Origin of the sequence: Paenibacillus sp. FSL H3-0329, assembly GCF_037963285.1 — a bacterium.
Taxonomy (GTDB): domain Bacteria; phylum Bacillota; class Bacilli; order Paenibacillales; family Paenibacillaceae; genus Paenibacillus_AQ; species Paenibacillus_AQ odorifer.
On the sequence record NZ_CP150150.1, the window covers coordinates 2,816,031 to 2,838,495 of the forward strand.

General features: G+C 46.0%; 19 protein-coding genes and 1 pseudogene. 18 read left to right on the top strand and 2 right to left on the bottom strand.

The features are described from left to right. The 6 genes and pseudogenes from NSQ66_RS12225 (at position 1) to NSQ66_RS12250 (ending at position 3,849) form a co-directional block, all read left to right on the top strand. Complete coding sequence (locus NSQ66_RS12225) at positions 1-438, top strand: YlbF family regulator (protein WP_036686168.1); 438 nt, start codon at positions 1-3, stop codon at positions 436-438. A gap of 40 nt (positions 439-478) precedes the next feature. Continuing rightward, the gene (locus NSQ66_RS12230; protein WP_036686170.1) at positions 479-742 is read left to right on the top strand and encodes a YlbG family protein; all 264 of its coding nucleotides are present in this window, start codon (positions 479-481) and stop codon (positions 740-742) included. A gap of 163 nt (positions 743-905) precedes the next feature. Then, positions 906-1,343: a hypothetical protein gene (locus NSQ66_RS12235; protein ID WP_036686574.1), complete on the top strand. Its 438-nt coding sequence runs from the start codon at positions 906-908 to the stop codon at positions 1,341-1,343. A 170-nt stretch (positions 1,344-1,513) separates the two neighbouring features. Continuing rightward, on the top strand, positions 1,514-2,413 hold the full coding sequence (locus NSQ66_RS12240) for a selenium metabolism-associated LysR family transcriptional regulator (RefSeq protein WP_036686171.1): 900 nt from the start codon (positions 1,514-1,516) through the stop codon (positions 2,411-2,413). Positions 2,414-2,436: 23 nt separating this feature from the next. Continuing rightward, positions 2,437-2,889 (top strand): annotated as a pseudogene (locus NSQ66_RS12245) (GNAT family N-acetyltransferase); the annotation flags it as partial. 72 nt (positions 2,890-2,961) lie between these two features. After that, the gene (locus tag NSQ66_RS12250; RefSeq protein WP_076141744.1) at positions 2,962-3,849 is read left to right on the top strand and encodes a PHP domain-containing protein; all 888 of its coding nucleotides are present in this window, start codon (positions 2,962-2,964) and stop codon (positions 3,847-3,849) included. Between the two features lie 82 nt (positions 3,850-3,931). Here NSQ66_RS12250 and NSQ66_RS12255 read toward each other — a convergent pair whose 3' ends face one another. Then, on the bottom strand, positions 3,932-5,815 hold the full coding sequence (locus NSQ66_RS12255; RefSeq protein ID WP_076141711.1) for an NFACT RNA binding domain-containing protein: 1,884 nt from the start codon (positions 5,813-5,815) through the stop codon (positions 3,932-3,934). A 290-nt stretch (positions 5,816-6,105) separates the two neighbouring features. Here NSQ66_RS12255 and NSQ66_RS12260 point away from each other — a divergent pair, with 290 nt between their 5' ends. From NSQ66_RS12260 to NSQ66_RS12280, 5 genes are all read left to right on the top strand, one after another. Beyond that, positions 6,106-8,925 carry a calcium-translocating P-type ATPase, SERCA-type gene (locus NSQ66_RS12260; protein ID WP_036686174.1) on the top strand — a complete coding sequence of 940 codons (2,820 nt, stop codon included), beginning with the start codon at positions 6,106-6,108 and terminating at the stop codon, positions 8,923-8,925. A gap of 137 nt (positions 8,926-9,062) precedes the next feature. Then, positions 9,063-9,899 (top strand): diaminopimelate epimerase, encoded by an 837-nt coding sequence (gene dapF / locus NSQ66_RS12265; RefSeq protein ID WP_038570307.1) that lies wholly within the window; start codon positions 9,063-9,065, stop codon positions 9,897-9,899. Between the two features lie 146 nt (positions 9,900-10,045). Continuing rightward, a complete protein-coding gene (locus tag NSQ66_RS12270; RefSeq protein ID WP_063829831.1) occupies positions 10,046-11,707 on the top strand; it encodes a spore germination protein in 1,662 nt (553 codons plus the stop codon). After that, positions 11,625-12,911 carry a Ger(x)C family spore germination protein gene (locus tag NSQ66_RS12275; protein ID WP_081390148.1) on the top strand — a complete coding sequence of 429 codons (1,287 nt, stop codon included), beginning with the start codon at positions 11,625-11,627 and terminating at the stop codon, positions 12,909-12,911. Before NSQ66_RS12270 ends, NSQ66_RS12275 begins: the two co-directional genes overlap by 83 nt. Before the next feature lie 22 nt (positions 12,912-12,933). Beyond that, positions 12,934-14,034 (top strand): GerAB/ArcD/ProY family transporter, encoded by a 1,101-nt coding sequence (locus tag NSQ66_RS12280; RefSeq protein ID WP_036686178.1) that lies wholly within the window; start codon positions 12,934-12,936, stop codon positions 14,032-14,034. Here the strand turns inward: NSQ66_RS12280 and NSQ66_RS12285 are convergent. Beyond that, positions 14,007-14,264 carry a hypothetical protein gene (locus tag NSQ66_RS12285; protein WP_036686181.1) on the bottom strand — a complete coding sequence of 86 codons (258 nt, stop codon included), beginning with the start codon at positions 14,262-14,264 and terminating at the stop codon, positions 14,007-14,009. The genes NSQ66_RS12280 and NSQ66_RS12285 overlap by 28 nt on opposite strands. Before the next feature lie 184 nt (positions 14,265-14,448). On the opposite strand from NSQ66_RS12285, the gene NSQ66_RS12290 reads away from it, so the two are divergent. The 7 genes from NSQ66_RS12290 (at position 14,449) to priA (ending at position 22,383) form a co-directional block, all read left to right on the top strand. After that, entirely contained in the window at positions 14,449-16,317 is a 1,869-nt protein-coding gene (locus tag NSQ66_RS12290; RefSeq protein ID WP_076141710.1) for a bifunctional homocysteine S-methyltransferase/methylenetetrahydrofolate reductase, read from the top strand. A 38-nt stretch (positions 16,318-16,355) separates the two neighbouring features. Next, the gene (locus NSQ66_RS12295; protein WP_036686185.1) at positions 16,356-17,249 is read left to right on the top strand and encodes a YicC/YloC family endoribonuclease; all 894 of its coding nucleotides are present in this window, start codon (positions 16,356-16,358) and stop codon (positions 17,247-17,249) included. Between the two features lie 48 nt (positions 17,250-17,297). Next, positions 17,298-17,558: a DUF370 domain-containing protein gene (locus NSQ66_RS12300; RefSeq protein ID WP_006209218.1), complete on the top strand. Its 261-nt coding sequence runs from the start codon at positions 17,298-17,300 to the stop codon at positions 17,556-17,558. 19 nt (positions 17,559-17,577) lie between these two features. Beyond that, on the top strand, positions 17,578-18,147 hold the full coding sequence (gene gmk, locus NSQ66_RS12305; protein ID WP_036686186.1) for a guanylate kinase: 570 nt from the start codon (positions 17,578-17,580) through the stop codon (positions 18,145-18,147). Positions 18,148-18,199: 52 nt separating this feature from the next. Beyond that, positions 18,200-18,400, top strand: coding sequence for a DNA-directed RNA polymerase subunit omega (gene rpoZ, locus NSQ66_RS12310; RefSeq protein ID WP_036686188.1), 201 nt, complete (start codon positions 18,200-18,202; stop codon positions 18,398-18,400). 216 nt (positions 18,401-18,616) lie between these two features. Beyond that, on the top strand, positions 18,617-19,852 hold the full coding sequence (gene coaBC, locus NSQ66_RS12315) for a bifunctional phosphopantothenoylcysteine decarboxylase/phosphopantothenate--cysteine ligase CoaBC (protein WP_076141709.1): 1,236 nt from the start codon (positions 18,617-18,619) through the stop codon (positions 19,850-19,852). Continuing rightward, positions 19,852-22,383, top strand: a complete 2,532-nt coding sequence (gene priA / locus NSQ66_RS12320; protein WP_036686191.1) for a primosomal protein N' — start codon at positions 19,852-19,854, stop codon at positions 22,381-22,383. Before coaBC ends, priA begins: the two co-directional genes overlap by 1 nt. Positions 22,384-22,465 lie beyond the last annotated feature (82 nt).

Genomic DNA, 22,465 nt, shown 5'->3' on the forward strand with positions numbered 1-22,465 from the left:
ATGAGCGTAGCTGAAATAAATACGGTCGATATGGCTGAAGTACTGACATACGCCTATGAATTAGGCGATATGATTAATCAATCCGCCGAGGTGTCGGATTACTTATACTGGAAAGGGCGGGTTGATACGAACCCCGAAATTCAGGCCATGGTCAAACGACTTCAGACTAAGAAGGAGCTGTTTGAAGAAACACAGCGTTTCGGACATTTCCACCCGAATTATCATTCAGCAAAGGATGAGGTTTCGGCAGTAGAAGCGGAACTGGAGCAGTTCGAAGAAGTTGTTCGTTTCAAGCTGGCAGAGAAGACCCTTGACGACATTCTGCATTCCATGTCGGAAGCGATTGCTTTTTCAGTATCAGATAGCATTAAAGTACCAAGTAATGATCCTTCCCCTAAAGGTGGATGCGGCAGCGGGGGAAAATGCTCCTGCGGATAAGCTTCCCTTAGGATTTAGAGAGAGAAAGGCGGTTTAGCTTATGTTTGCGGAACGGACAGGATACATCATTTGGGTAAGTGACGTTAAAGCGGCACGTAACCTTGAGAAATACGGAACATTACATTATGTTTCTCGGAAAATGCATTATGCAGTTATGTATGTAAATGCAGAACGGGCCGAGGAAGTTATGAAGAATGTCCGCAGACTCTCCTATGTACGAAAGATTGAAAGATCTTATCGTAACGAAATTAAGACAGAGTATACTAGTAATGGACCGGACAAGTCCCGTAATTACAGTATGTGATTCCAGGAGATAAACAGGCGCTTAAACAGCGCCTGTTTTTTTTATGCTTATTTACAAAAAAAGCCATTACTCTCAAGGGGAGAAACTTGTACAACTTTCGGCAATGAGGTAAGATGACAACATTAAGTGCATACTAAGACCCTTATGGTGGAGTGTGATGATGATGCGCAACAAGGGGATGGATTGGCCCAGCACTTATGAGCCCTTCCACATCATGCTGAACGATTACAGGGTCGCCGACATCGTTATAACAAATCATGCGAAGAGCCGTTATATGGACCGCATCAGCAATGGTGCAAGCAATGCCGAAGAGGTCGCTGCATGGATGTGGCAGTGCCTAATGCAGAATCGGATCAAGCCCTTTTCAAGCAGTGATTATAACGCATATTTAATTGACGATGACTCTGTAGTAATCGCTGAGTTTACGGAATTGACAGGTGAGAGAGATCTCTCAGGCCAGCCATTATATTCTATGATCATCGTTTCGTTTCTTGGTAGAATCTCGGTGATGCCACAGCTGAGAGATTTAAAGACCTATTTTTCACTGCTGCGTAATTCTCACCGTACAAAGCTGTCGAAGAAGAAGCGAAGACGCAAATAGTCTATAAAGAAACGGGCAAGAGGCATGCGGCGAGTCTGCATGTCCTTTTTGAAAATATAAGAATTTATATACTGCACAATTATAATATTCTTAGATTTCTACGGGAAACGATTGTCGTCTTTAAAGGACGGCAACGACGTTTCTTCTTGTAATATAAGGAGTTGCGAAGCATGAACTTTCACCAGCTGCATATTTTTTATACGGTCTCCGAGCGGGGAAGCTTCTCGGCGGCGGCGCAGACTTTACATATGACTCAACCAGCTGTGACCATGCAGGTACAGGCGCTGGAGGATTATTTTGGCACCAAATTGTTTAATCGTTCCACCAAAAAAATCGTACTCTCTGAGGCAGGGCACACTCTAATGCCATACGCGCTACGCAGTATTCTGCTGATGCGAGAGACGGATCAAGCCATGTCAGCATTCACACATATGCTGGAAGGGAGATTGCAGCTTGGGGCGAGTCTTACGATAGGAGAATACGTGCTGCCACGGCTGTTAGGCCCTTTCGGAAAGCAATATCCTAACATTTCAATTATGATGAAAGTGATGAACACCTCGCAAATTATGGAGGAAATCCTCAAGCATCAACTGAATTTTGGTTTAATTGAAGCCCCGGTCACACATCCGGACATGGAGATCGAGCCCGTGATGGGGGATGAGCTGAAGTTGATCGTGCCATATGATCATCCACTTGCGGAGCAGCAAGAGGTTACCTTGGAGCAAGTGCTTCAGCATCCTTTTGTATTGCGTGAGCAGGGCTCAGGAACACGGCGTGTGATGGAAGAGCAGCTGTTCTCCAAGGGACTTGATCCGGGAACAATGAAGATCGTGATGGAGCTTGGAAGTACGGGAGCTGTGAAATCAGCGGTGGAAGCAGGTCTTGGCATAACGATCATATCGACCTCTTCGGTTAAGCATGAAGTTGCGCTTGGACTGTTGAAAATTGTGAATATCTCCGATGCCTCTTTTAAAAGACAATTCTACGCCATTCATTTAAAATCAACATTGCTGCCAATTTCTGCAGTAACCTTCCTGACTTATTTGCGTGAGCATTCGAATGAAATCTGATAGTTAAAGCGGGGGATATCACAATGTCAATTGTTCTACGTGGAGAAAAGCTAGTATTGCGCGATATTACAGAGGCTGATTTTCAGAAGCTTTATTATCACTATCATGAAGCTGAAGACCGTGAACACTTGAAATGGGATGGTCCTTATAAATCTTTGGCACATCAAAGATTCGAAAAGTTTACCGAGGACTACATAGGTCATTTGGCGTTAGTTGAGACGGAAACCCCGCGTAACCTGTTGATCATAGAAATAGACGGCAAGGTAAAGGGGAAAGTAGGACGCTACTGGATATCGCAAGAAACCAACTGGATGGAGATTGGCATAGTAATCTTTGATTCTAGTTATTGGTCAGGTGGTTACGGTACGGAAGCGTTTAAGATGTGGATAGATTATTTATTTAATTCTCTTGATACAGTCCGTCTTGGAATAGGCACCTGGTCAGGGAATAAAAGAATGATCGGGTTGGCAGCGAAATGTGGCATGGTGGAGGAAGCTCGCGTCCGTAAAGCACGAATCGTGCGAGGAGAATACTACGATGCCATAAAAATGGGGATTCTGCGGGAAGAGTGGGAGAATGCAGGCAACCTACCTGCGAAGGATGTATGCGACCTCCATACCCATACTCAAGCATCTGACGGCATGCAGCCGCCAGCGGAGAATGTACGGCTTGCTAAGGAGAAGGGGCTAAGCGCTGTTGCCATTACGGATCATGATACAGTGGCTGGCGTGAAGGAAGCCTGTGAAGCAGGGGATAAGTACGGAATAACCGTTGTGCCTGGTGTAGAGATCAGTACGCGTGCTGGTGGCAAAGACATTCATGTGCTGGGCTATTATGTTGATCCTGAGAATGAACAATTTCTCTCACGTTTGGAAGGGCTAAGAGATACCCGGGCACTTAGAAATGAAGCGATAATTACCAAGCTGCAAGACCTTGGTATTGCGATTACCTTGGAACAGGTTATAGCGGGGATCGGGCGGGAATTGAAGCCTGATGAAAGCATCGGCCGCCCACATATTGCCGACGAGCTGGTTCGGCTTGGGGCAGCTACCGATATGAGAGATGCCTTCAACAAGTATTTGGCCGAGGGTGCAGCGGCCTATGTGTCACCTCCTAGAATCACACCGGAGGAAGCTTGCGAGTGGATCATTGAGGCAGGAGGGTCTCCAGTATTAGCCCATCCGGGTTTGTACGGGGATGACCTTCTGGTGCGAGATATTCTGGAGCAAGGCGCTTTTAAAGGGATTGAGGTCTATCACTCTGATCATGGACCTGCGGAAGAAGAACGTTACCAAGTTATGGCTGAGGATTATAATCTGTTAATAACCGGAGGTTCTGACTTTCATGGTGCCCGTCAAGGCGTGATTTTTCACGGGGATATCGGCAGTGTTACGGTTTCTACAGAAGTACTGAAGTTTTTAAACAAAAAGGCATGAAATTAGTGCGGAGCGAATTATAAAAAACCTCCAGCTTTAGATGTTCAACATCTGCAGCTGGAGGTTTCTTTATATCTAGTATTTAGCTTCTCAAAGTATTTGGAAGACTCTTAATTCTTTCCTCATTGGGTGTGACGAACAGTGTCTTTTGATGATCATAGATTACAAATCCCGGCTTGGAACCGCTTGGTTTACGTACATAGCGGATCAATGTACAGTCCACAGGCACACTGCTGGACTGTTTGGCTTGGCTGAAATAAGCGGCAAGCTGAGCGGCTTCTTCCAGCGTTGCATCTCCAAATTGCTCACTTCGGATGACCACGTGTGATCCGGGGATGTCCTTGGTATGCAGCCAAGTATCATTCGGAGAAGCCAGTCGATTGGTGACGTATTCGTTCTGCAAATTATTTTTGCCGACATAAATATCGATTCCTTCTGAAGAGGTGAAGACCTGTAATGTGGGTCTGGTGGCCTTTTTCTTCTTTTTGCCCTTTTTGCTCCGGTCTCGCAGATAACCTTGGCTTACAAGCTCGTCGCGGATCTCCTCAATATCGTTGAGGGAAGCGTGGGCAAGTTGCTGCAGCAGACTCTCCATATACAGAATTTCCTCATGCGTCTTCAAAAGCTGTTCATTAATGACAAGCAGGCTGTTTTTATATTTGTTGTATTTTTTGAAATAACGTTGTGCATTGTCCGAAGGATTTAATAACGGATCGAGCGGAACCACCATTTCCGCCTGATTTTCATCATAATAATTGACCAAGGAGGTTTCTTTATCCCCTTTGGATACCGCGTGTAATGAAGCGAAAAGCAACTCACCCCAAATGCGGTAACGATCAGCATCCTGAGCTTCGTCGAGATCCTTCTGCAAATTAGCGAGTTTCTTAACGTTTTTGCTCCGTTCATTGCTGAGGAAGCGGATCAAATCACTCACCCGTTGCTTTACAGTATCGCGCTCGGCTTTATCCCCGTAATAATCCTCCATACATTCACTGATGGAGTTGTAATGTTTCGCACTCTCACCCAGAAGTGTTAAGGGGATCGCAGAAAAAATCATCTTACCTTTTGCGTTTGCACCTGCAACAGGAGAAAATTCGTTATCGCGTACGGATCCCATTACGGAATGGAAGGCAACCCATAATTGTGTCGGAAATGCTGCTTCGGATTCTGTAACGCCTTTATCCAGGGTGTTTCTCAGACGAAGAGCAATTTCACCAGCAATCAGTGGGCTCATTCCGCTGAAAGCATGTACCATCCAGCCCACGGGGTCAGCTGAGGGAGAAGGACCGCCAGAGCCGTCAGGTTTTTGCTCTACTGCTTCTTTTGTGATCAGATTAGCAAGCTCACCCTCAATGATTTCTTCTGGCTCAGCCTCCTCATCATCCTCTATCAGTGCAGCTTCTTCAGCAGCCGAGATTAAATTGAGAAATTGCTCCTGGCCAATCTCCAAAGGGTTCAGCTTATGTTGCTGTGGCGGCTCTGTGTATGCGATGCCGGGCATCACAATCCGATAGCTGCTGATCGATGGAGTTACATGATGAATGCCGTCTATGATCGTTCCAGAGCTGAGATCAGTAAGAATGATGTTACTGTGTCGACCCATGAGTTCTATGATGATCTTTTTGGCAAAGACGTCACCAAGCTCATCTCTAGTCTTGACGTTTATGTGAATAATTCGTTCCATACCTACCTGCGTAATACTTTCAATGGTCCCTCCCTCACAATGCTTCCGCATAAGCATGCAGAACATGGGTGCTTCCGAAGGATTAATGCTGTTTCTTTCGGTAAAATGCACCCGAGGATACGTTGGATTAGCAGAGAGCAGCAGCTTGCCGCCGCCACCTGCGCCGCGCAGGTTAAAAATTAAATCGTGATTGTTCGGTTGATATATTTTTCCTATACGTGCACCTATGAATGATTGCAATTCGTGCACGATAGCTCGGGTAACAATGCCGTCTAATGCCATGATAAAGCTCTCCTGTCGCCGTGAAATGAATTTCTTAAATATAAGAAAGTAAAAGTTTCATACAATACTTATATCTTATATTTCTCGCTCAAACGCTTACCTGTCCTTATAAGGACACCGAAGACGTCTATGCTCACCTCTCTATGATGCCATACTTTAGGACATTCGCGCAAAAGGGGAATTGGATAGGGGTGATATTATTGGACGACCTTGAATACATTTGTCATGAACAGGTGGAAAAGCTGTGCGCCGCCGGAAGTAAAGAAACGACCGGGAGGGAAAGAAAAGTCATGGAACAAAACAGTTGGCACCGTCTCGGTGCAGAAGAGCTGCAGAAAATGTTCAATGTCCAGCCAAGGACGGGCCTCAGTGATGAGGAAGCCGCGGAGAGACGAAAGGAGAACGGGTACAACGAGCTGTCGGAAGGAAAGACAGTATCTCCGTTTACCCTGCTGTTGAACCAGTTCAAGGATTTCATGGTGCTTGTGCTCATGGGTGCAACGCTTGTATCCGGGTTGCTAGGCGAATACTTGGATGCCATCACGATCATCGCGATTATCCTACTGAATGGAGCGCTTGGATTTGTTCAGGAGTTTCGCGCCGAACGTTCGCTAAGAGCTTTAAAGCAACTCTCCGCACCTTCTGCCAAAGTGCTACGTGGAGGGAATAGCGAGATTATCCCAGCCAAGATGTTGGTGCCAGGTGATATTGTCTTGCTGGAGAGTGGAGATCGGATTCCTGCCGATGTACGTTGGTTGGAATGCAGTGCTCTATATGTGGAAGAATCCGCACTTACTGGGGAATCATTGCCTGTCTCGAAGCATTCGGAAGCGATCCGTGCAGAAGAGATTCCGCTTGGTGATCAGAAGAATTTAGGCTTCATGGGCACTATGGTGACCAGAGGAACAGGGCGAGCTGTTGTAATCCGTACCGGTATGAACACGGAAATGGGTAAGATAGCGGATCTAATCCAAAATACGGATTCTCAGGAAACACCTTTACAGCATCGGCTTGAGCAGCTAGGAAAGATTCTGATCTACGTATCTCTGGGATTGACAATTGTAGTTGTGGTAGCAGGTATTCTGCATGGACAGCCTGCCACCTCCATGTTCTTAGCTGGTGTGAGCTTGGCAGTTGCCGCGATTCCGGAAGGTCTCCCCGCTATTGTAACTATTGCGCTTGCGCTAGGCGTGCAGCGGATGATCAAACGCAAGGCTATCGTTCGTAAATTGCCGTCAGTGGAAACGTTGGGCTGTGCCTCGGTAATCTGTTCAGACAAGACAGGAACATTAACGCAAAATAAAATGACGGTGACCCGATTATGGACGGGTGGACGTGGTCTTGAGGTAACAGGTGAAGGGTATGCTCCAAATGGACAGGTTCTGGAGAAAGGCAAAGCAGTGGATCTAAAACATGATCAAAGCTTACGGCGGATGTTGCAGGTTGGCGCATTATGCAGCAACGCGGAAATTATTGAGACCTTCCAGTCTGAAGTGCGAGGCAAACGAAAAGGGAAGGATAAGGATGCTGTTCTTGAAAAGTCTGCAGACAACACTTCCGTTTGGGAACTGAAGGGCGACCCGACAGAAGGAGCGCTCGTGGCACTGTCAGGAAAGATGGGACTGACCGCTCAGACGCTTGCCGTAACCTACACTCGTGAACAGGAATTTCCGTTTGATTCTGAGCGGAAGCTGATGTCTGTGATCGTAGGCCATCCGGGAGGACGGATGGTATGTACCAAAGGTGCGCCCGATGTATTGCTGAATCGCTGCGCATATATGCTTTGGGAGGGCGGTGTTGTGCCTTGTACGCCAACTTTGCGGCAGAAGGTGCTTGATGCCAATGAGCAAATGGCTTCAGGAGCCCTTCGTGTGCTAGGTATGGCTTACCGGGATATGCGTCCAAATGAACATGTGAATAGTGAAAAGGATGCGGAGAATCAATTAGTCTTTATTGGCTTGGCAGGAATGATCGATCCGCCACGTCGTGAAGTCCGCGATGCCATCAGTGTCACACGCCGGGCAGGGATTAAGACGGTTATGATTACTGGTGATCATGGAACAACTGCCGAGGCAATTGCTCACCAGCTGGGAATTCTGCAGCGTGGTGGAACGGTGCTGACAGGCGCTCAGTTAACCCGGATGGATGATGATGAGCTGGATAAGATATCGGACAATGTGTTTGTATTCGCCCGCGTATCTCCAGAGCATAAGCTTCGGATCGTTAAATCTCTACAACGTCACGGTCACGTAGTGGCTATGACCGGAGATGGAGTGAACGACGCTCCAGCCATTAAGGCTGCAGATATCGGGATATCCATGGGGATCACAGGTACAGATGTGACCAAGGAAGCATCGTCACTTGTTCTCGGGGATGATAACTTCTCAACGATTGTTGCTGCCATCGAAGAAGGCAGAAATATCTATGAGAATATTCGTAAATTCATTCGTTATCTGTTGGCATCCAATGTGGGAGAGATTCTGACTATGTTTTTTGCCATGATGCTGGGTCTGCCTTTACCACTCGTTCCGATCCAAATTCTTTGGGTCAATCTAGTGACAGACGGACTGCCAGCGATGGCACTTGGAGTGGATCAGCCCGAGAAGGATTTGATGGAGCATAAACCTCGTGGTGCGAAAGAAAATATTTTTGCCCGCCGCTTAGGCTGGAAAATTATAAGCCGTGGATTCTTGATTGGTTTATGTACGCTAGGAGCATTTTGGCTAACTTTACGTATAGCACCAGAGAATCCTGCACAATTGATTCGGGCACAGTCCGTTGCTTTTGCAACACTAGTTATGGCACAGTTGATCCATGTGTTCGATTGCCGCAGTTCGCGTTCAGTGTTCCACCGCAATCCGTTCCAGAATAAGTATCTAGTGCTTGCCGTGTTGTCATCAGTCTTACTGATGCTGGCCGTAATGTACGTGCCTGTGCTCCAGCCTGTCTTCAAAACAGTGCCGCTCAATTTCCGCGAATGGTGTCTGGTGTTTGTAACAGCGGGGATCCCGACCTTCTTGATGGGTGCCGGCAGTGTTTGGGGCGGCAAACGTAATCGTGGACGCAGCGGCAGTAATCCGATGATAAAAAGTACAAAAATTTCAGCATAAAGTCAATACTAATGCTCCATTCCTAAAGGTATACTTGTTGCAGTTAACCGCTCATATGCTTGCGAAATGCTCAATTACACAGAACTTTAAGCTTAAGCGAATGCTAACATAACATAACCTTTAGGAGTGGACTTTTAATGGAATTCACAAAAATGCACGGCCTCGGTAATGACTTCATCGTTGTTTTCGGCGAGCAAGAGCTGCCAAGTAATGCAGCGGAGCTTGCTGTAACCCTATGCAACCGGTTCTTTGGAATCGGTGCTGACGGACTGGTATATATCCTGCCTTCTGAGCGTGGCGATTTCAAGATGCGTATTATGAATTCTGATGGTTCGGAGGCGGAGCAGTGCGGAAATGCCATTCGCTGTGTCTCTAAATATGTATATGACCACGGACTGGTAAGCTCAGAGCAGATTGTAATAGAAACGATTGGTGCCGGAGAACAAAAGGTTACTTTAAACGTGAAAGACGGTGTTGTGGAGACTGTAACCGTAGATATGGGCGAACCTGTATTGTCCGGTCTGCAAATTCCAGTATCTATTGATGCAGAGCCAGTGCTCGCTCAGCCGATTGAAGCGGACGGAACCGAATTTAAGTTCACAGCGGTATCCATGGGAAATCCTCATTGCGTGATTTACGTAGAAGATGCAGTGAATTTTGATCTTGCCACATGGGGACCTAAGCTTGAGGTACATCCTTTATTCCCGAGAAAAGTAAACGTTGAATTCGCAACGGTACTGGATCGGGGCAGAGTGGATATGCGTGTCTGGGAACGTGGGGCAGGACCTACGCTTGCCTGTGGCACTGGAGCCTGCGCAACCCTTGTCTCCTCTGTGCTGAATGATCTTACAGACCGGGCAGCTTGGATTAGTCTAAAGGGCGGCGATCTCTATATTGAATGGAATGAAGAGGATAATCATGTGTATATGACTGGACCTGCTGAGGTCGTATTCACGGGCAGTGTAGCAATATAGAAAAATAATAAAAAGGCAGTCCAAGAGCGCATTCTTGGACTGCCTTTTTTGTGTTTCTAACCTGAGGTGACTTTAAGCAGCCGAATAATGGAAGGAGTAACCGAGAATAATACTACAATGTTTATGAAAAAAAGGAGGGGAGCTTGTTGAACATCAACGGGTTAACTAAAAAAAATAAATCCGGTAAGGGACAGCAAGCTGACCCGGCAGGTCCAGGTTCTGGAGTGAGATTAACCATTTATCTGGAGCAGACGCTAAACAATATCATAACCGAGCTGGGAGATAGTCCGGATCTTAGAATCCGCCAGGTAAAGCTTGGTGAGGAATCCGTTGTTGAGGCTGCTGCGGTACATCTTAATGGTCTAGCTAAGACAGAAACCGTTAATCAATTTGTAATGGGTTCATTGCTCTCCATTACGGATGAGATGCTCAAGGAAAGCAATACTGCAGCAAATAATCTGAATGACCTCATCTTAAACCGTGCCCTGGAAATAGGTGAAGCGCAGCTGCAGGAGGATTGGAACGAGGTGCTGCTCGGAATTCTTTCTGGGAAGACACTGATTCTCATTGAAGGTTATGACAGTGGCATCATGTGTGAGACTGAAGGAGGGGAAGCACGTTCTGTCACTGAACCCTCCACTCAGCTAGTTGTGCGTGGTCCAAAGGATAGCTTTGTTGAATCTTTGGCTACGAATGTCTCATTAATACGCAGAAGAATAAGATCACCCAAACTAAGACTCGAGCATGTGAAGATCGGGTCGGTAACTCAGACCGATGTGGCTTTAATGTACATCAAGGATACTGCGGACGAGAAGCTGGTTGAAGAAGTTAGAAAACGGCTGCAGCAGATTAATGTAGATGCCATCATGGAATCCGGTTATATCGAAGAGCTGATTCAGGATAAGACCTTTACCCCTTTTCCAACCATCAATAACAGCGAGCGGCCAGACGTTGCTGCAACGAATCTGTTAGAAGGGAGGGTAGTGATTGTCGTAGATGGCACCCCCTTTGTATTGATTTTGCCTGCGGTTTTCACTCTTTTTTTTCAGTCAGCTTCGGATTATGCGCAAAGGTTCGATATTGCTATTCTGATGCGAATTATTCGGTATATCAGTTTTATCGTGCTTATTCTAGGGCCTTCCGTGTATATAGCTTTGACGACGTTTCATTATGAGATGATCCCTACGACTTTGCTGATCAACCTTTTATCGCAACGGGAAAATGTGCCTTTCCCCGCTTTTGTCGAAGCTATTCTAATGGAAGGTGCGTTTGAGATCATCCGGGAAGCGGGAGTAAGAATGCCGCGTGCAGTTGGGCAGACCGTATCTGTAGTAGGTGCTCTGATTCTTGGTCAGGCCGTGGTAGAGGCTGGAATTATTACGCCCGTTATGGTGATTGTGGTCGCGTTGACCGGGATTGCGAGCTTTGCCATTCCAGCGTATAACATGGCGATTGCGGGCAGAATTATCCGTTTTGGTTTTTTGATATTGGCCGGTATGTTTGGTTTTTACGGGATTACTTTAGGTTTAATCGTACTGGTTGCACATATGAACAGTCTGCGTTCTTTTGGCGTTCCTTATTTGTCTCCAATAGTGCCTTTGTCATCCAGAGGTCAGAAGGATGCCGTCTTAAGGCTGCCTTTGTGGGCGCTTGGCACAGCAGAACCAGCTCCTGCTACTGCGCAGCAAGGGAACATTTCAGAAGGGAAGGAGATCACAACCGGACATGAACAGAACCTATCTCCAAAAATTCTTGATAAGACTAAAGGGACACAGCCGCATAAGAAAGGAAAGCAAGATTCTGAGTAAATGCAATTTTTTCTTAGCAGGACTTTTACCTTGCGTATTGATCTGTCTTAGTCTCACAGGCTGCTGGGATAGTGTGGAATTAAACAGAAGAGCCATCGTTTCCGGTGTGTCCATAGATAGAGGACCTACAGAAGAAGAGAAATATGTATTATCCTTTCAGGTTATCGTTGCTGACGAAATCTCTGGGAAGAACGCTAGAGGAACTTCACCTGTTTCGGTTTATAAAGGTAGCGGCCGCACTATGTTTGAAGCATTAGCTAATGCCTCGCGTCAGACTGCACGTTTTTTGTCTTTAGGACATATTAGGGTGGTCATCATTTCCGAGAAGTTCGCTCAAGAAGGCATCAAGGATATCATGGATGTGCTGGAAAGGGAAAGCGAAACCCGGCTGACAAGCCTGATTTTTATTTCCAAGGGACAGCCTGCAAGTGAATGTATGACGACTATGACCGTGTTCGGAAGGATTCCAGCCAATGATTTGGTGGAGAAGCTGCAGACAACCTCTAAACAATTCGGATATAACTATCGGATGGAAGTGGATGATATTATCCGGGGGATTCAGGTTCCGGGTGGGGGGCCTGTGATCAATGGCGTGCTAGTGACTGGAGATTTGGACCAGAGGGAGAGCAACGATAATTTAAAGAACGTAAGTCCGAAGACCATAATAAAGGTTACCGGTCTTGCAGCTTTTAAAGAAGACAAGCTTAAAGGATGGCTGCTCGGCGAAGAGGCGATCGGTACCGTTCTACTTAAGAATAAAATATCTCAGATGCCGGTATTGGTCTCGATAGGGGAGAAGGACTATATATCGTTTAATGTGTATTTATCACAGGTACATATCCACGCGGATGCGAAAGATATAGAGCATCCTATCTTCACGGTTAATGTCACTCAGCAGGCTGGATTAAAGGAATCGCCCAATGGCTTGGATCTAACAGATCCAACAGTGTTAAACGATCTTTCGAAGCTTTTGGAAAAGAATATTCAAGAACAGATCCGCGCTGCCATAGCAACTGCCCGTTCATTAAAAAGTGATTATCTAGGTTTCGGTGAAGCAGTAGAAAGAGCTAATCCACGTGGCTGGAAACAAGTAAAAGATCATTGGGAGAGTATATTTGAAACCTGCCAGATTAATATCGAGGCTGATGCTGTGATCAGGCATACGGATATGCGAAGTGATTCCTTTCAATCCAAGAATAAGTAATGACAATAAAGGAGGGACAGCTATGGGAAAGATAAAAATAGGACTACTCCAATTTTTCACGTTGACTTTGTTGTTTGAGCTGGGAACAGCGCTGGTAGTGAATCTTGGGATGGAGTCTGGTAAAGATGCGTGGATTTCCATACTCCTCGGAAATTTGATCGGTTTGATTGTATTTTCGGGGTACACTTATTTGTACAGAAAGTTTCCGGATCTCCCCTTAACGGCTTATACCCGCAAGCTATTGGGAAAATCCTTAGGTACGGTGATTTCCGTTCTCTACATTACCCTATTCCTCAATTTAGCGGGTCGTGATTTACGGGATGGCAGTTCCATGCTGGTTATGGCTACTATGCACCGCACACCTTTGTTTATTATTTCAACGTTGATGATCTTATCTTCTGCGTATGTTTTGCATAAAGGAGTAGAGGTATTATCCCGAACTTCATTGGTATTCGCAACTCTTGTAATGCTGATAGGAATATTTTGCTCGATCATGCTGATGTTATCGGGCTCAATTAATTTGAATCGATTACTTCCTATTTTTGAGAATGGGTTCCAGCCTGTGATTGATTCTGTTATTCGCCAGAACTATATGTTCCCTTTTGGTGAAATGATTTGTTTTACCATGCTGATGCCCTATCTGAACAATGTTAAAAAAGGTCCTTGGGTCATCGCCGCGGGGATATTTGTTTCAGGTTTGCTCTTAAGTCTGACTATGATGCTGAATATTTCCGTGCTTGGCACAGATATAGTGAAACGGTCACCCCTCCCTCTGATGCCCACGATTAGCAAGATTTCAATCTCCGATTTTATTCAACGTGTGGATATTCTAATTGTTATGGTGCTGATTATCGGCGTTTTTTTCAAAATGTCTGTGTTTTTTGCGGCCGCACTTATAGGAATTTCGGAATTGTTCAAGATTCCTTACCGGAGAATGGTCTATCCCTGTGCTCTGATCATTCTGTTCAGCTCGATGTTGAATGCGCGGAGCTTTACTGAACATATTAATGAGGGGGGGAGATTGTTATATACGATTTTTCCCTTCTTTATGGTGTTGATCCCTGTAATTCTTATCATCGTTGCGGCGATAAGAAGTCATCTTTCCCCGCCACGTTCTGGTTGATGTCCTGTTTTCCAGTAATAGATATCGGGGATGAACAAGCAGAGCAGCAAAATACAAGCAGTAGCTTTCTCAGAGGCGGTATAGAATAGATAGTTAAGGATATACCCGACGTTACCCAGCCCATAGCCATACAGCCAATCTAGCAAATAAATATACAGCAAGCAGAGAGTGGCTAGCAGTAAAGTTACAGCGTATTTTCGGATCAGAAACTTTCTTGTTTTTTTCTTCAAAGTATTCTCTCCTTTATGGAAATAACGGCATTAACGTTAGTATGAAGCTTTTTACATATGAACATGCATGGTGATATTTTGGTCTAAATGCTTTTCTTTTGTAAAGCTTATCATCCATACCGATTTATGTTACATTAGTATGAAACTAAAGTTAGAAACTAATGTGGCAGGGGAGGATCTTGTTGTGAAGCCGGATTTACGTTCCGCATGGGGAAATAAAGTATTAGTCGGAGACGGAGCGATGGGGACCTACTTATATCAGAAGGGTTTCCCGGTCGGCATTTCCTATGAAGAATTAAATTTGACCTCTCCGGGGGTAATCGAAGATGTTCATCGCAGCTATATTGAGGCAGGGGCAGTGCTGCTGGAAAGCAACACCTTCTCGGCGAACTATGACAGGCTGTCCAAATATGGTCTAGAATCCAAGGTTGAGGAAATAAATCGAGCCGGGGTTAGAATCGCTCGCCAGGCTGCTGGAGATCATGGGTATGTATTAGGAGCTGTAGGATCTATTCGTGCGGGCAAACGTGCGAATCTCTCTTCCACAGAGCTGAAAAAATATTTTACACAGCAGATTGCTGCATTGCTAAAAGAGGACGTAGATGGCATTATGCTGGAAACCTTTTACGATGTTGAGGAACTGCATTTAGCTCTAAGAACGCTCCGCAAGATCAGCTCGCTTCCTGTAGTTTGCCAATTAGCTGTCGATGAAACGGCACGCACATTAGATGGATTAACTTTGCCAGAAGCCTTTCGTATTCTGGAAGGCGATGGCGCTGATGTTATCGGATTTAACTGTAACACAGGCCCGAACGGAATGATGCGAGCGCTCAAAGCTGTACAAGGGAATCTGGTTCTGCCAGCCTCTGTGTATCCAAATGCGGGTGTGGCGGATTATGTAGACGGAGAATACCGGTACGGGGCTTCACCAGAATATTTTGGCCAAATGGCACAGACTTTCGCGGAGATGGGCTGCCGGATAATCGGTGGTTGCTGTGGTACAACTCCGCAGCATATCGCAGAAATCTCCTCTGCACTGAAGAATTATGTACCGCAACCGCTTCCTAAACCGTTGCCACCTGCAGTGGAGCGTGTATCGCTGCAAGAGAATTTTGGCGATGAGGATAGAGATGGTAAAGAGCCGAACCTGGTTGATCTGGTAAAGGAACGACATACGGTTATTGTCGAGCTTGATCCACCTCGTGAATTGGATATTGCAAAGTTTATGCAGGGCGCAGAAGTTTTGAGAAGAGCAGGCGCGGATGCGCTGACACTCGCCGACAACTCCCTGGCTGTCACACGGATGAGCAACATGGCTTTGGGACATTTGGTGCACGCTAAAACTGGACTTCGTCCGCTAGTGCATATTGCTTGCCGGGATCGTAATTTGATTGGTACTCAATCCCATTTGATGGGTTTTGATGCGCTTGGAATTGATCATGTGCTGGCTGTAACAGGTGATCCTGCGAAATTTGGAGATCTTCCCGGCTCAAGCTCGGTTTATGATTTAACCTCTTTTGAGATTATTAGAATGATCAAGCAGCTGAATGACGGGATTTCCTTCTCAGGTAAACCTTTGAAACAGAAAGCGAATTTTGTAATCGGAGCTGCATTTAACCCGAATGTTAAACATTTGGATAAGGCAGTGCAACGTCTGGAGAAGAAAATTGCCTCTGGTGCCGACTATATTATGACCCAGCCTGTCTATGATCAGGAACTTATCGTGAAGATAGCTGAGGCAACAGCACATCTGGAAATCCCCGTATTCATTGGTGTTATGCCACTGGCAAGCGGACGTAATGCAGAGTTTCTACATAATGAGGTTCCGGGTATTCAGCTTACGGACGATGTCCGCAACCGCATGAAGGGACTTGAAGGGGAAGCTGGAAGAGCAGAAGGTGTCGCTATCGCTAAGGAACTGTTAGATGTTGCTACTGCCCATTTTAATGGAATCTATCTGATGACTCCGTTCATGTTCTATGATATGAGCGCACAGCTAATGGAGTATGTGTGGGAGAAATCAGGACGCAAATTGTCCCCCTTGTTTCGCTAGTAATAATCAATTACAATAGTGTAATGGATGTGATTCCGTTGTCATTTAGCATGACCGGATACGGTCAATCGTCCCTGCAATTCGGCGGCTACAAGATTATGTTCGAAGTGAAATCGGTGAATCACCGGTACTGCGAAGTTGTACTGCGGATGCCCCGGGATTGGACGGGTTATGAGGATGTGTTGAGAAGAAAGGTTCAACAGCACATCAAACGGGGAAGAATAGATGTTACCATCAATAGAGAGCACGATGAGTCGACAGTTAGACCGGTTCTGAATCACTCTGCTGTAATGACCTATCTAAAGGCAGCAGAGCAGCTTAAGAACGAATATGGTTTGACTGGTGAGTTGACTTTACGTGATATACTTTCTATACCCGGTATTATGGACAGCAAAGACGAGGCTGCGGGTGCCGTGTCTGCGACATTAGAAGACTACTCCGAAGTATTGGAGGCGGGACTTGAGCAGTGTTTGCAGTCTCTGCTGGAGATGCGCGCCCGTGAAGGCAGTTATCTAGCCGCAGATATTGAACAGCGCCTGAACCATCTTGAGAACATGCATGCTGAAATGGTTGAACTTGCACCTGTCGTAATCATTGAATATCGTGAGAAACTTCGACATCGATTGAATGAACTAAATGATGGGACGTTCGCTTTTGATGAGCATAAATTCGGGATGGAGATCGCTATTTTTGCAGATCGCTGTAATATTGATGAAGAGTTGACCCGGTTGTATAGTCATTTCGAGCAATGCAGAGCCCTCCTGAAGGGGAAAGGACCGGTAGGACGCAAACTGGATTTTCTCATTCAGGAGATGAACCGTGAGACGAATACAATCGGATCGAAATGCAATCATCTAACTCTCGTGGGTCTTGTGCTAGATATGAAAGCAGAACTGGAGAAGATTCGAGAACAAGCTGCGAACATAGAGTAATCGGGAATAGGTAATAGCATAGAACTTTATGGGGGGAACTACCGGAACATGGCAATCAAACTTATTAACATTGGCTTTGGAAATATTGTGTCTGCCAACCGCATTATTTCTATCGTCAGTCCGGAATCTGCACCAATCAAACGTATTATCCAGGAGGCACGTGATCGGCATATGTTGATCGACGCCACCTATGGCCGACGGACTCGTGCCGTAATCATTACAGATAGTGATCATGTCATCCTATCGGCTGTACAGCCGGAGACTGTGGCGCATCGCTTATCCAGTAAAGATGACGACAACGACGAATAACAACTAAATGGAGTGTATTATGTCAAAAGGATTGCTCATCATATTATCCGGACCTTCCGGCGTGGGTAAAGGTACTGTTTGTACTGCACTACGTCCGAAGATGCCCGAACTTGTCTACTCAGTTTCTGCTACTACTCGCAGTCCGCGTGCGGGTGAGGAAGATGGCGTCAACTATTTTTTCAAAAGCAAAGAGGAATTTATGACAATGATCGAAGCCGATCAATTGCTTGAATACGCGGAGTACGTAGGTAATTATTACGGTACTCCCCGTGATTTTGTAGAGAGAACTCTCAATAGCGGCAAAGACATTATTCTCGAAATTGAGGTTCAAGGAGCTCTCAAAGTCAAAGAGAAATTTCCTGAAGGGATTTTTGTGTTCCTTCTTCCTCCATCCATGGACGAGTTGAAGGACCGCATTCGCGGACGGGGTACTGAGCATCCAGATGTGATCGATCACCGCATGACTGTAGCGGAAGATGAGATCAACTTAATGCAGCATTATGATTATGCTGTAGTGAATGATGAGATTGATCTGGCTTGTAAGAGAATAGAAAGCATTATTATCGCCGAACATTGTAAAGTCAGATAATTTATGCTGAAGGTCAAATGGTATTAACAGTAAACTATGAAGAGGTGTCCCAGTGCTATATCCATCCATTGATGAAATGATGACCAAGGTTGACAGTAAGTATTCGCTCGTTGTCGCTGCTGCACGTCGTGCTAGACAATTGCGTGAGGGTGGCAAGACAGATGTGAAGAATCCTAGATCGCATAAATTTGTTGGTGTTGCTCTTGAGGAAATTTACGAAGATCGCATTACTCTAACCCGCGGTGAAGAGTAGTCTCAAGTATAAGTAATAATGACCTATTGTAGAAACGGATGCCGCCTATTTGTTTTGAGGCGCTGCCGTTTCTTCTTGGGTTATGGAGCAATTACGGGTCTTAAATTTATGATGAAAGCCCAGAACCGGGCTCTTTATGACAACCGGAAGGTTGTTATTTTTTTCTCGTCGTAAAGATAGCCATTCGTTGTAAGAGTAGGGAACAGGGGGGAGATCATGTTGAAGAGCTTGAAGGGGAAGACTATTTTACTTGGGATCACAGGAGGCATTGCTGCTTATAAAGCGGCGTCCTTGACCAGTAAGCTTGTCCAAAAAGGAGCCGAGGTTCATGTCATTATGACAGCTTCGGCGAAGCAGTTCATTACAGAATTAACTCTACAGTCACTATCGAAGCAACGAGTATATAGCGATACATTCCAGGAGAGAGATCCATCCTCCATTTCACATATTGATCTGGCAGATGCTGCGGATCTTGTGCTGGTAGCACCCGCAACCGCAAATATAATTGCCAAAATGGCACACGGGATCGCCGATGATATGTTATCTACTACACTGCTTGCTACTACGGCTCCTATTATGGTTGCACCAGCTATGAATGTTCATATGTATCAGCATCCAGCTGTACTTAATAATTTGAATATTCTCGCTAGCCGGGGCATTCAGTTTATTGAGCCTGGTGAAGGACTGCTGGCATGTGGATACGTTGGCAAAGGTCGGCTAGAAGAGCCAGAGGCTATTGTGAGTGTGGTTGAGAATTTTTTTGCACACCAAGCAAGCGTCGCATCCAAACCTCTTGCGGGTAAAAAAATCGTCATCACAGCGGGTGGAACGGTAGAACGGATTGATCCAGTGCGTTATATCTCCAATGATTCATCCGGTAAAATGGGCTTCGCGCTAGCACGTGCTGCACGTGCAATGGGTGCTGAGGTAACGTTGATTGCTGCGCGTACAGATGAGGCTCCTCCACTGGAACCAGAGATTTCAGTTATTCGTGTTCAATCTGCACAGGAAATGTATGAAGCAGTTACCGCACTGTGGGACAGCTGCGACATTATGATCAAGGCGGCTGCTGTATCGGATTACCGTCCGAAGCATAGTGAGCCTTCCAAGATTAAAAAAAGCGGAGAGACGATGACGCTTGAGCTTGTGAAGACAACGGATATTCTGGAAACACTCGGTAAGACCAAAAACAAGCAGTTTTTGGTCGGCTTTGCTGCGGAAACGGGCAATACGGAATTTTATGCTAAGGACAAGCTGGTCCGCAAAAACTGCGATCTCATCGTTGCTAACAATGTAGCGGCTGCAGGAGCCGGATTTGGAGCGGATACGAATATCGTTTCGATATATGATGTGAATGGATTGGTGCTTGAATTGCCACAATTGTCGAAGGATGAGGTTGCTCGTCGTTTGTTGACGCTCGTGGCAGAGCGGATTACTGGAGCTTCATTATAATGGATATCGCCAAGGTCATTGTGGATGTGCCTGTACGCAGCACTGACCGGCCATTTGATTATAGTATTCCAGAATCCCTGAAGTTATGGATTGAAGTGGGCAGTCGGGTAGCCGTTCCGTTTGGGCACCGGACAGTCCAAGGTTTTGTAGTATCTTTAGAATCAGGCGAGACCCTAGTGAGTCCTAGCCTGAAGCCTATTCAAGAAGTGTTGGATTTGCTTCCGCCTTTATCTCCTGAATTAGTTGAGCTTGCGGACTGGATGAGTAAAAGATATGCATGTAGACGAATTTCAGCACTGCAGGCGATGTTGCCCACCGCTCTAAAAGGGAAGGCAGAACGGCTGATTTCACTTGGAGATGTGCAGGAAGAGACAGCATTTCCAGAGGATGAATTGTTCCCAATGTTTGCCGACACAGGGGATGAGGAACGACTAATCACAGAATTTATTGGACGTAGTGGCGAAGTTTCCATGAAGCAGCTTACTCGTGCATTTCCTGAGGCTGCTGAGACGGTGAAGTTCATGCTGCGGCGTGGAGTACTTATAGAGAGTCAATCCATTAAGGATAAAATGGGCAAGAAAAAGCTCAAGGCAGTCGATCTGGCGATAGGTGTCACTGCTGCCCGTGAGGCTTTGAACAAATTCCCAAAAAAATCCGCACGCCAGAAGGAAGTTCTGAGCTTTTTAGTTGATATGGAAGCTACACTCCCTATGGCCCTTAAAGAAGTTTTGTCTGCACTCCAAGTAACGGCAAGTACTGTAAAGGCCTTGGAGGAAAAAGGTTTTATCGAGATCAGTGAAATTGAAGTCTATCGCGATCCTTATCAAGGACGAGATTTTAAACCTACCACACCTCTGCCGCTTACAGCGGAACAAGAGGTCGTATATACAAGAATTTCTCGAACCTTAGAGGAGCAGCTTCACGAAGTATTTCTGCTTCATGGAGTTACGGGTAGTGGTAAGACAGAGATCTATTTGCAATGTATTAAACGCTGTTTAGATCAGGGCAGACAGGCTGTTGTTCTTGTGCCAGAGATTGCTTTAACACCACAAATGGTGGAGCGGTTTAAGGGGCGGTTCGGCAGCGGTGTCGCGGTTATGCATAGCCGGCTGTCTGTTGGTGAGCGATACGATGAGTGGCGTAAAATCCGTGAAGGAAAGGCCACAGTCGCTGTAGGCGCAAGATCGGCCGTGTTTGCTCCTTTCTCCAACCTAGGGTTGATTATTATGGATGAAGAACATGAAACCTCTTATAAACAGGAGGAGAATCCGAAATATCATGCCCGTGATGCTGCTATTCGTAGAGCGGAACAGTGTGGCGCAGCTGTGATTCTAGGTTCTGCTACGCCTTCGCTGGAAAGCTATCATGCTGCAAGATCGCAGAGTGATATTCACTTTTCACCGGTACTGCTAGAGATGCCTACCCGTGCGCTTGGAAATGAACTTCCAAAGGTGAACGTAGTAGACATGCGGGAAGAGCTTAAAGAAGGCAACCGTTCGATGTTCAGCCGAAAGCTTCATTCAGCACTGGAAGAGAGGCTGGAACGCGGAGAACAGACGGTGCTGCTGCTTAACCGTAGAGGTTTCTCAACCTTTGTCATGTGTCGTAGCTGTGGTTACGTAGCCGGTTGTCCAGAATGTGATATCTCACTAACGTATCATAGCCGTAGTGACAATTTGCGTTGTCATTATTGCGGACATGCTGAACCAGCACCTAAGCTTTGTCCGGAGTGTGGTAGTGAGCATATCCGGTTTTTCGGAACGGGTACACAGCGGGTGGAGGAAGAGCTTGGTAAGCTATTCCCAGGCATACGAGTGATTCGTATGGATGTGGACACAACAACAGAAAAGGGCTCGCATGAGAAGCTGCTGAACCAATTTAGAGACAAAAAAGCGGATGTTCTCCTGGGCACTCAGATGGTAGCAAAGGGACTGGATTTTCCAGATGTCACTCTTGTTGGTGTAATCACAGCAGATTCAGCTTTGAACCTGCCCGATTTTCGCGCAGCAGAGAAGACATTCCAATTGCTTACACAAGTTGCAGGCAGAGCAGGCCGGCACCAGCTTCCAGGCGAAGTGGTCGTTCAGTCCTATACGCCAGAGCATTATTCTATTATTCATGCCAGCGGACATGACTATCTCTCTTTTGTACGTGAAGAGCTGAAGCATCGCAGAGGCCTCCATTATCCGCCATATTGCAGACTCATCCTGGTCACATTGTCTCATGAACAGCTGCCGCTTCTACTGCGGATGGCAGAGAATTATGCTCTGAATCTTCAGGGAAAGGCCAGACAGCTAAGGTGGTATGGAAGTCTCGATAAGCTAACCAGCGATGTGTTAGATCTGTTGGGTCCTGTGGCATCACCTATCCCTCGATTAAAGGGTAGATATAGATTCCAGTGTATGATAAAATGGCGCGGCGCCATCGATGTGATTGGACTTGTCCGCCAAGTGGCTGAAGAGTTAGAGGATTCTGTGCGGGATACCGGTCTTCAGATCAGCATTGATGTGGATCCGCAGATGTTGATGTAAATCCGTATCATGTTACAATGTAAAAAAAGAGCTTTATCAATTGACTTTAAATATAGAAATGTTCAGAACGGGAAGGTGTTTT

Excerpts from the sequence above, each read along its gene's own strand:
- NSQ66_RS12250 (WP_076141744.1), top strand. The coding sequence starts at position 2,962 with ATGGGGATTCTGCGGGAAGAGTGGGAGAATGCAGGCAACCTACCTGCG.
- NSQ66_RS12300 (WP_006209218.1), top strand. The coding sequence starts at position 17,298 with ATGGCAATCAAACTTATTAACATTGGCTTTGGAAATATTGTGTCTGCC.
- NSQ66_RS12230 (WP_036686170.1), top strand. The coding sequence starts at position 479 with ATGTTTGCGGAACGGACAGGATACATCATTTGGGTAAGTGACGTTAAA.
- gmk (WP_036686186.1), top strand. The coding sequence starts at position 17,578 with ATGTCAAAAGGATTGCTCATCATATTATCCGGACCTTCCGGCGTGGGT.
- NSQ66_RS12235 (WP_036686574.1), top strand. The coding sequence starts at position 906 with ATGCGCAACAAGGGGATGGATTGGCCCAGCACTTATGAGCCCTTCCAC.
- NSQ66_RS12260 (WP_036686174.1), top strand. The coding sequence starts at position 6,106 with ATGGAACAAAACAGTTGGCACCGTCTCGGTGCAGAAGAGCTGCAGAAA.
- coaBC (WP_076141709.1), top strand. The coding sequence starts at position 18,617 with ATGTTGAAGAGCTTGAAGGGGAAGACTATTTTACTTGGGATCACAGGA.
- priA (WP_036686191.1), top strand. The coding sequence starts at position 19,852 with ATGGATATCGCCAAGGTCATTGTGGATGTGCCTGTACGCAGCACTGAC.
- NSQ66_RS12280 (WP_036686178.1), top strand. The coding sequence starts at position 12,934 with ATGGGAAAGATAAAAATAGGACTACTCCAATTTTTCACGTTGACTTTG.
- NSQ66_RS12225 (WP_036686168.1), top strand. The coding sequence starts at position 1 with ATGAGCGTAGCTGAAATAAATACGGTCGATATGGCTGAAGTACTGACA.
- dapF (WP_038570307.1), top strand. The coding sequence starts at position 9,063 with ATGGAATTCACAAAAATGCACGGCCTCGGTAATGACTTCATCGTTGTT.
- NSQ66_RS12240 (WP_036686171.1), top strand. The coding sequence starts at position 1,514 with ATGAACTTTCACCAGCTGCATATTTTTTATACGGTCTCCGAGCGGGGA.
- NSQ66_RS12255 (WP_076141711.1), bottom strand. The coding sequence starts at position 5,815 with ATGGCATTAGACGGCATTGTTACCCGAGCTATCGTGCACGAATTGCAA.
- NSQ66_RS12275 (WP_081390148.1), top strand. The coding sequence starts at position 11,625 with ATGAACAGAACCTATCTCCAAAAATTCTTGATAAGACTAAAGGGACAC.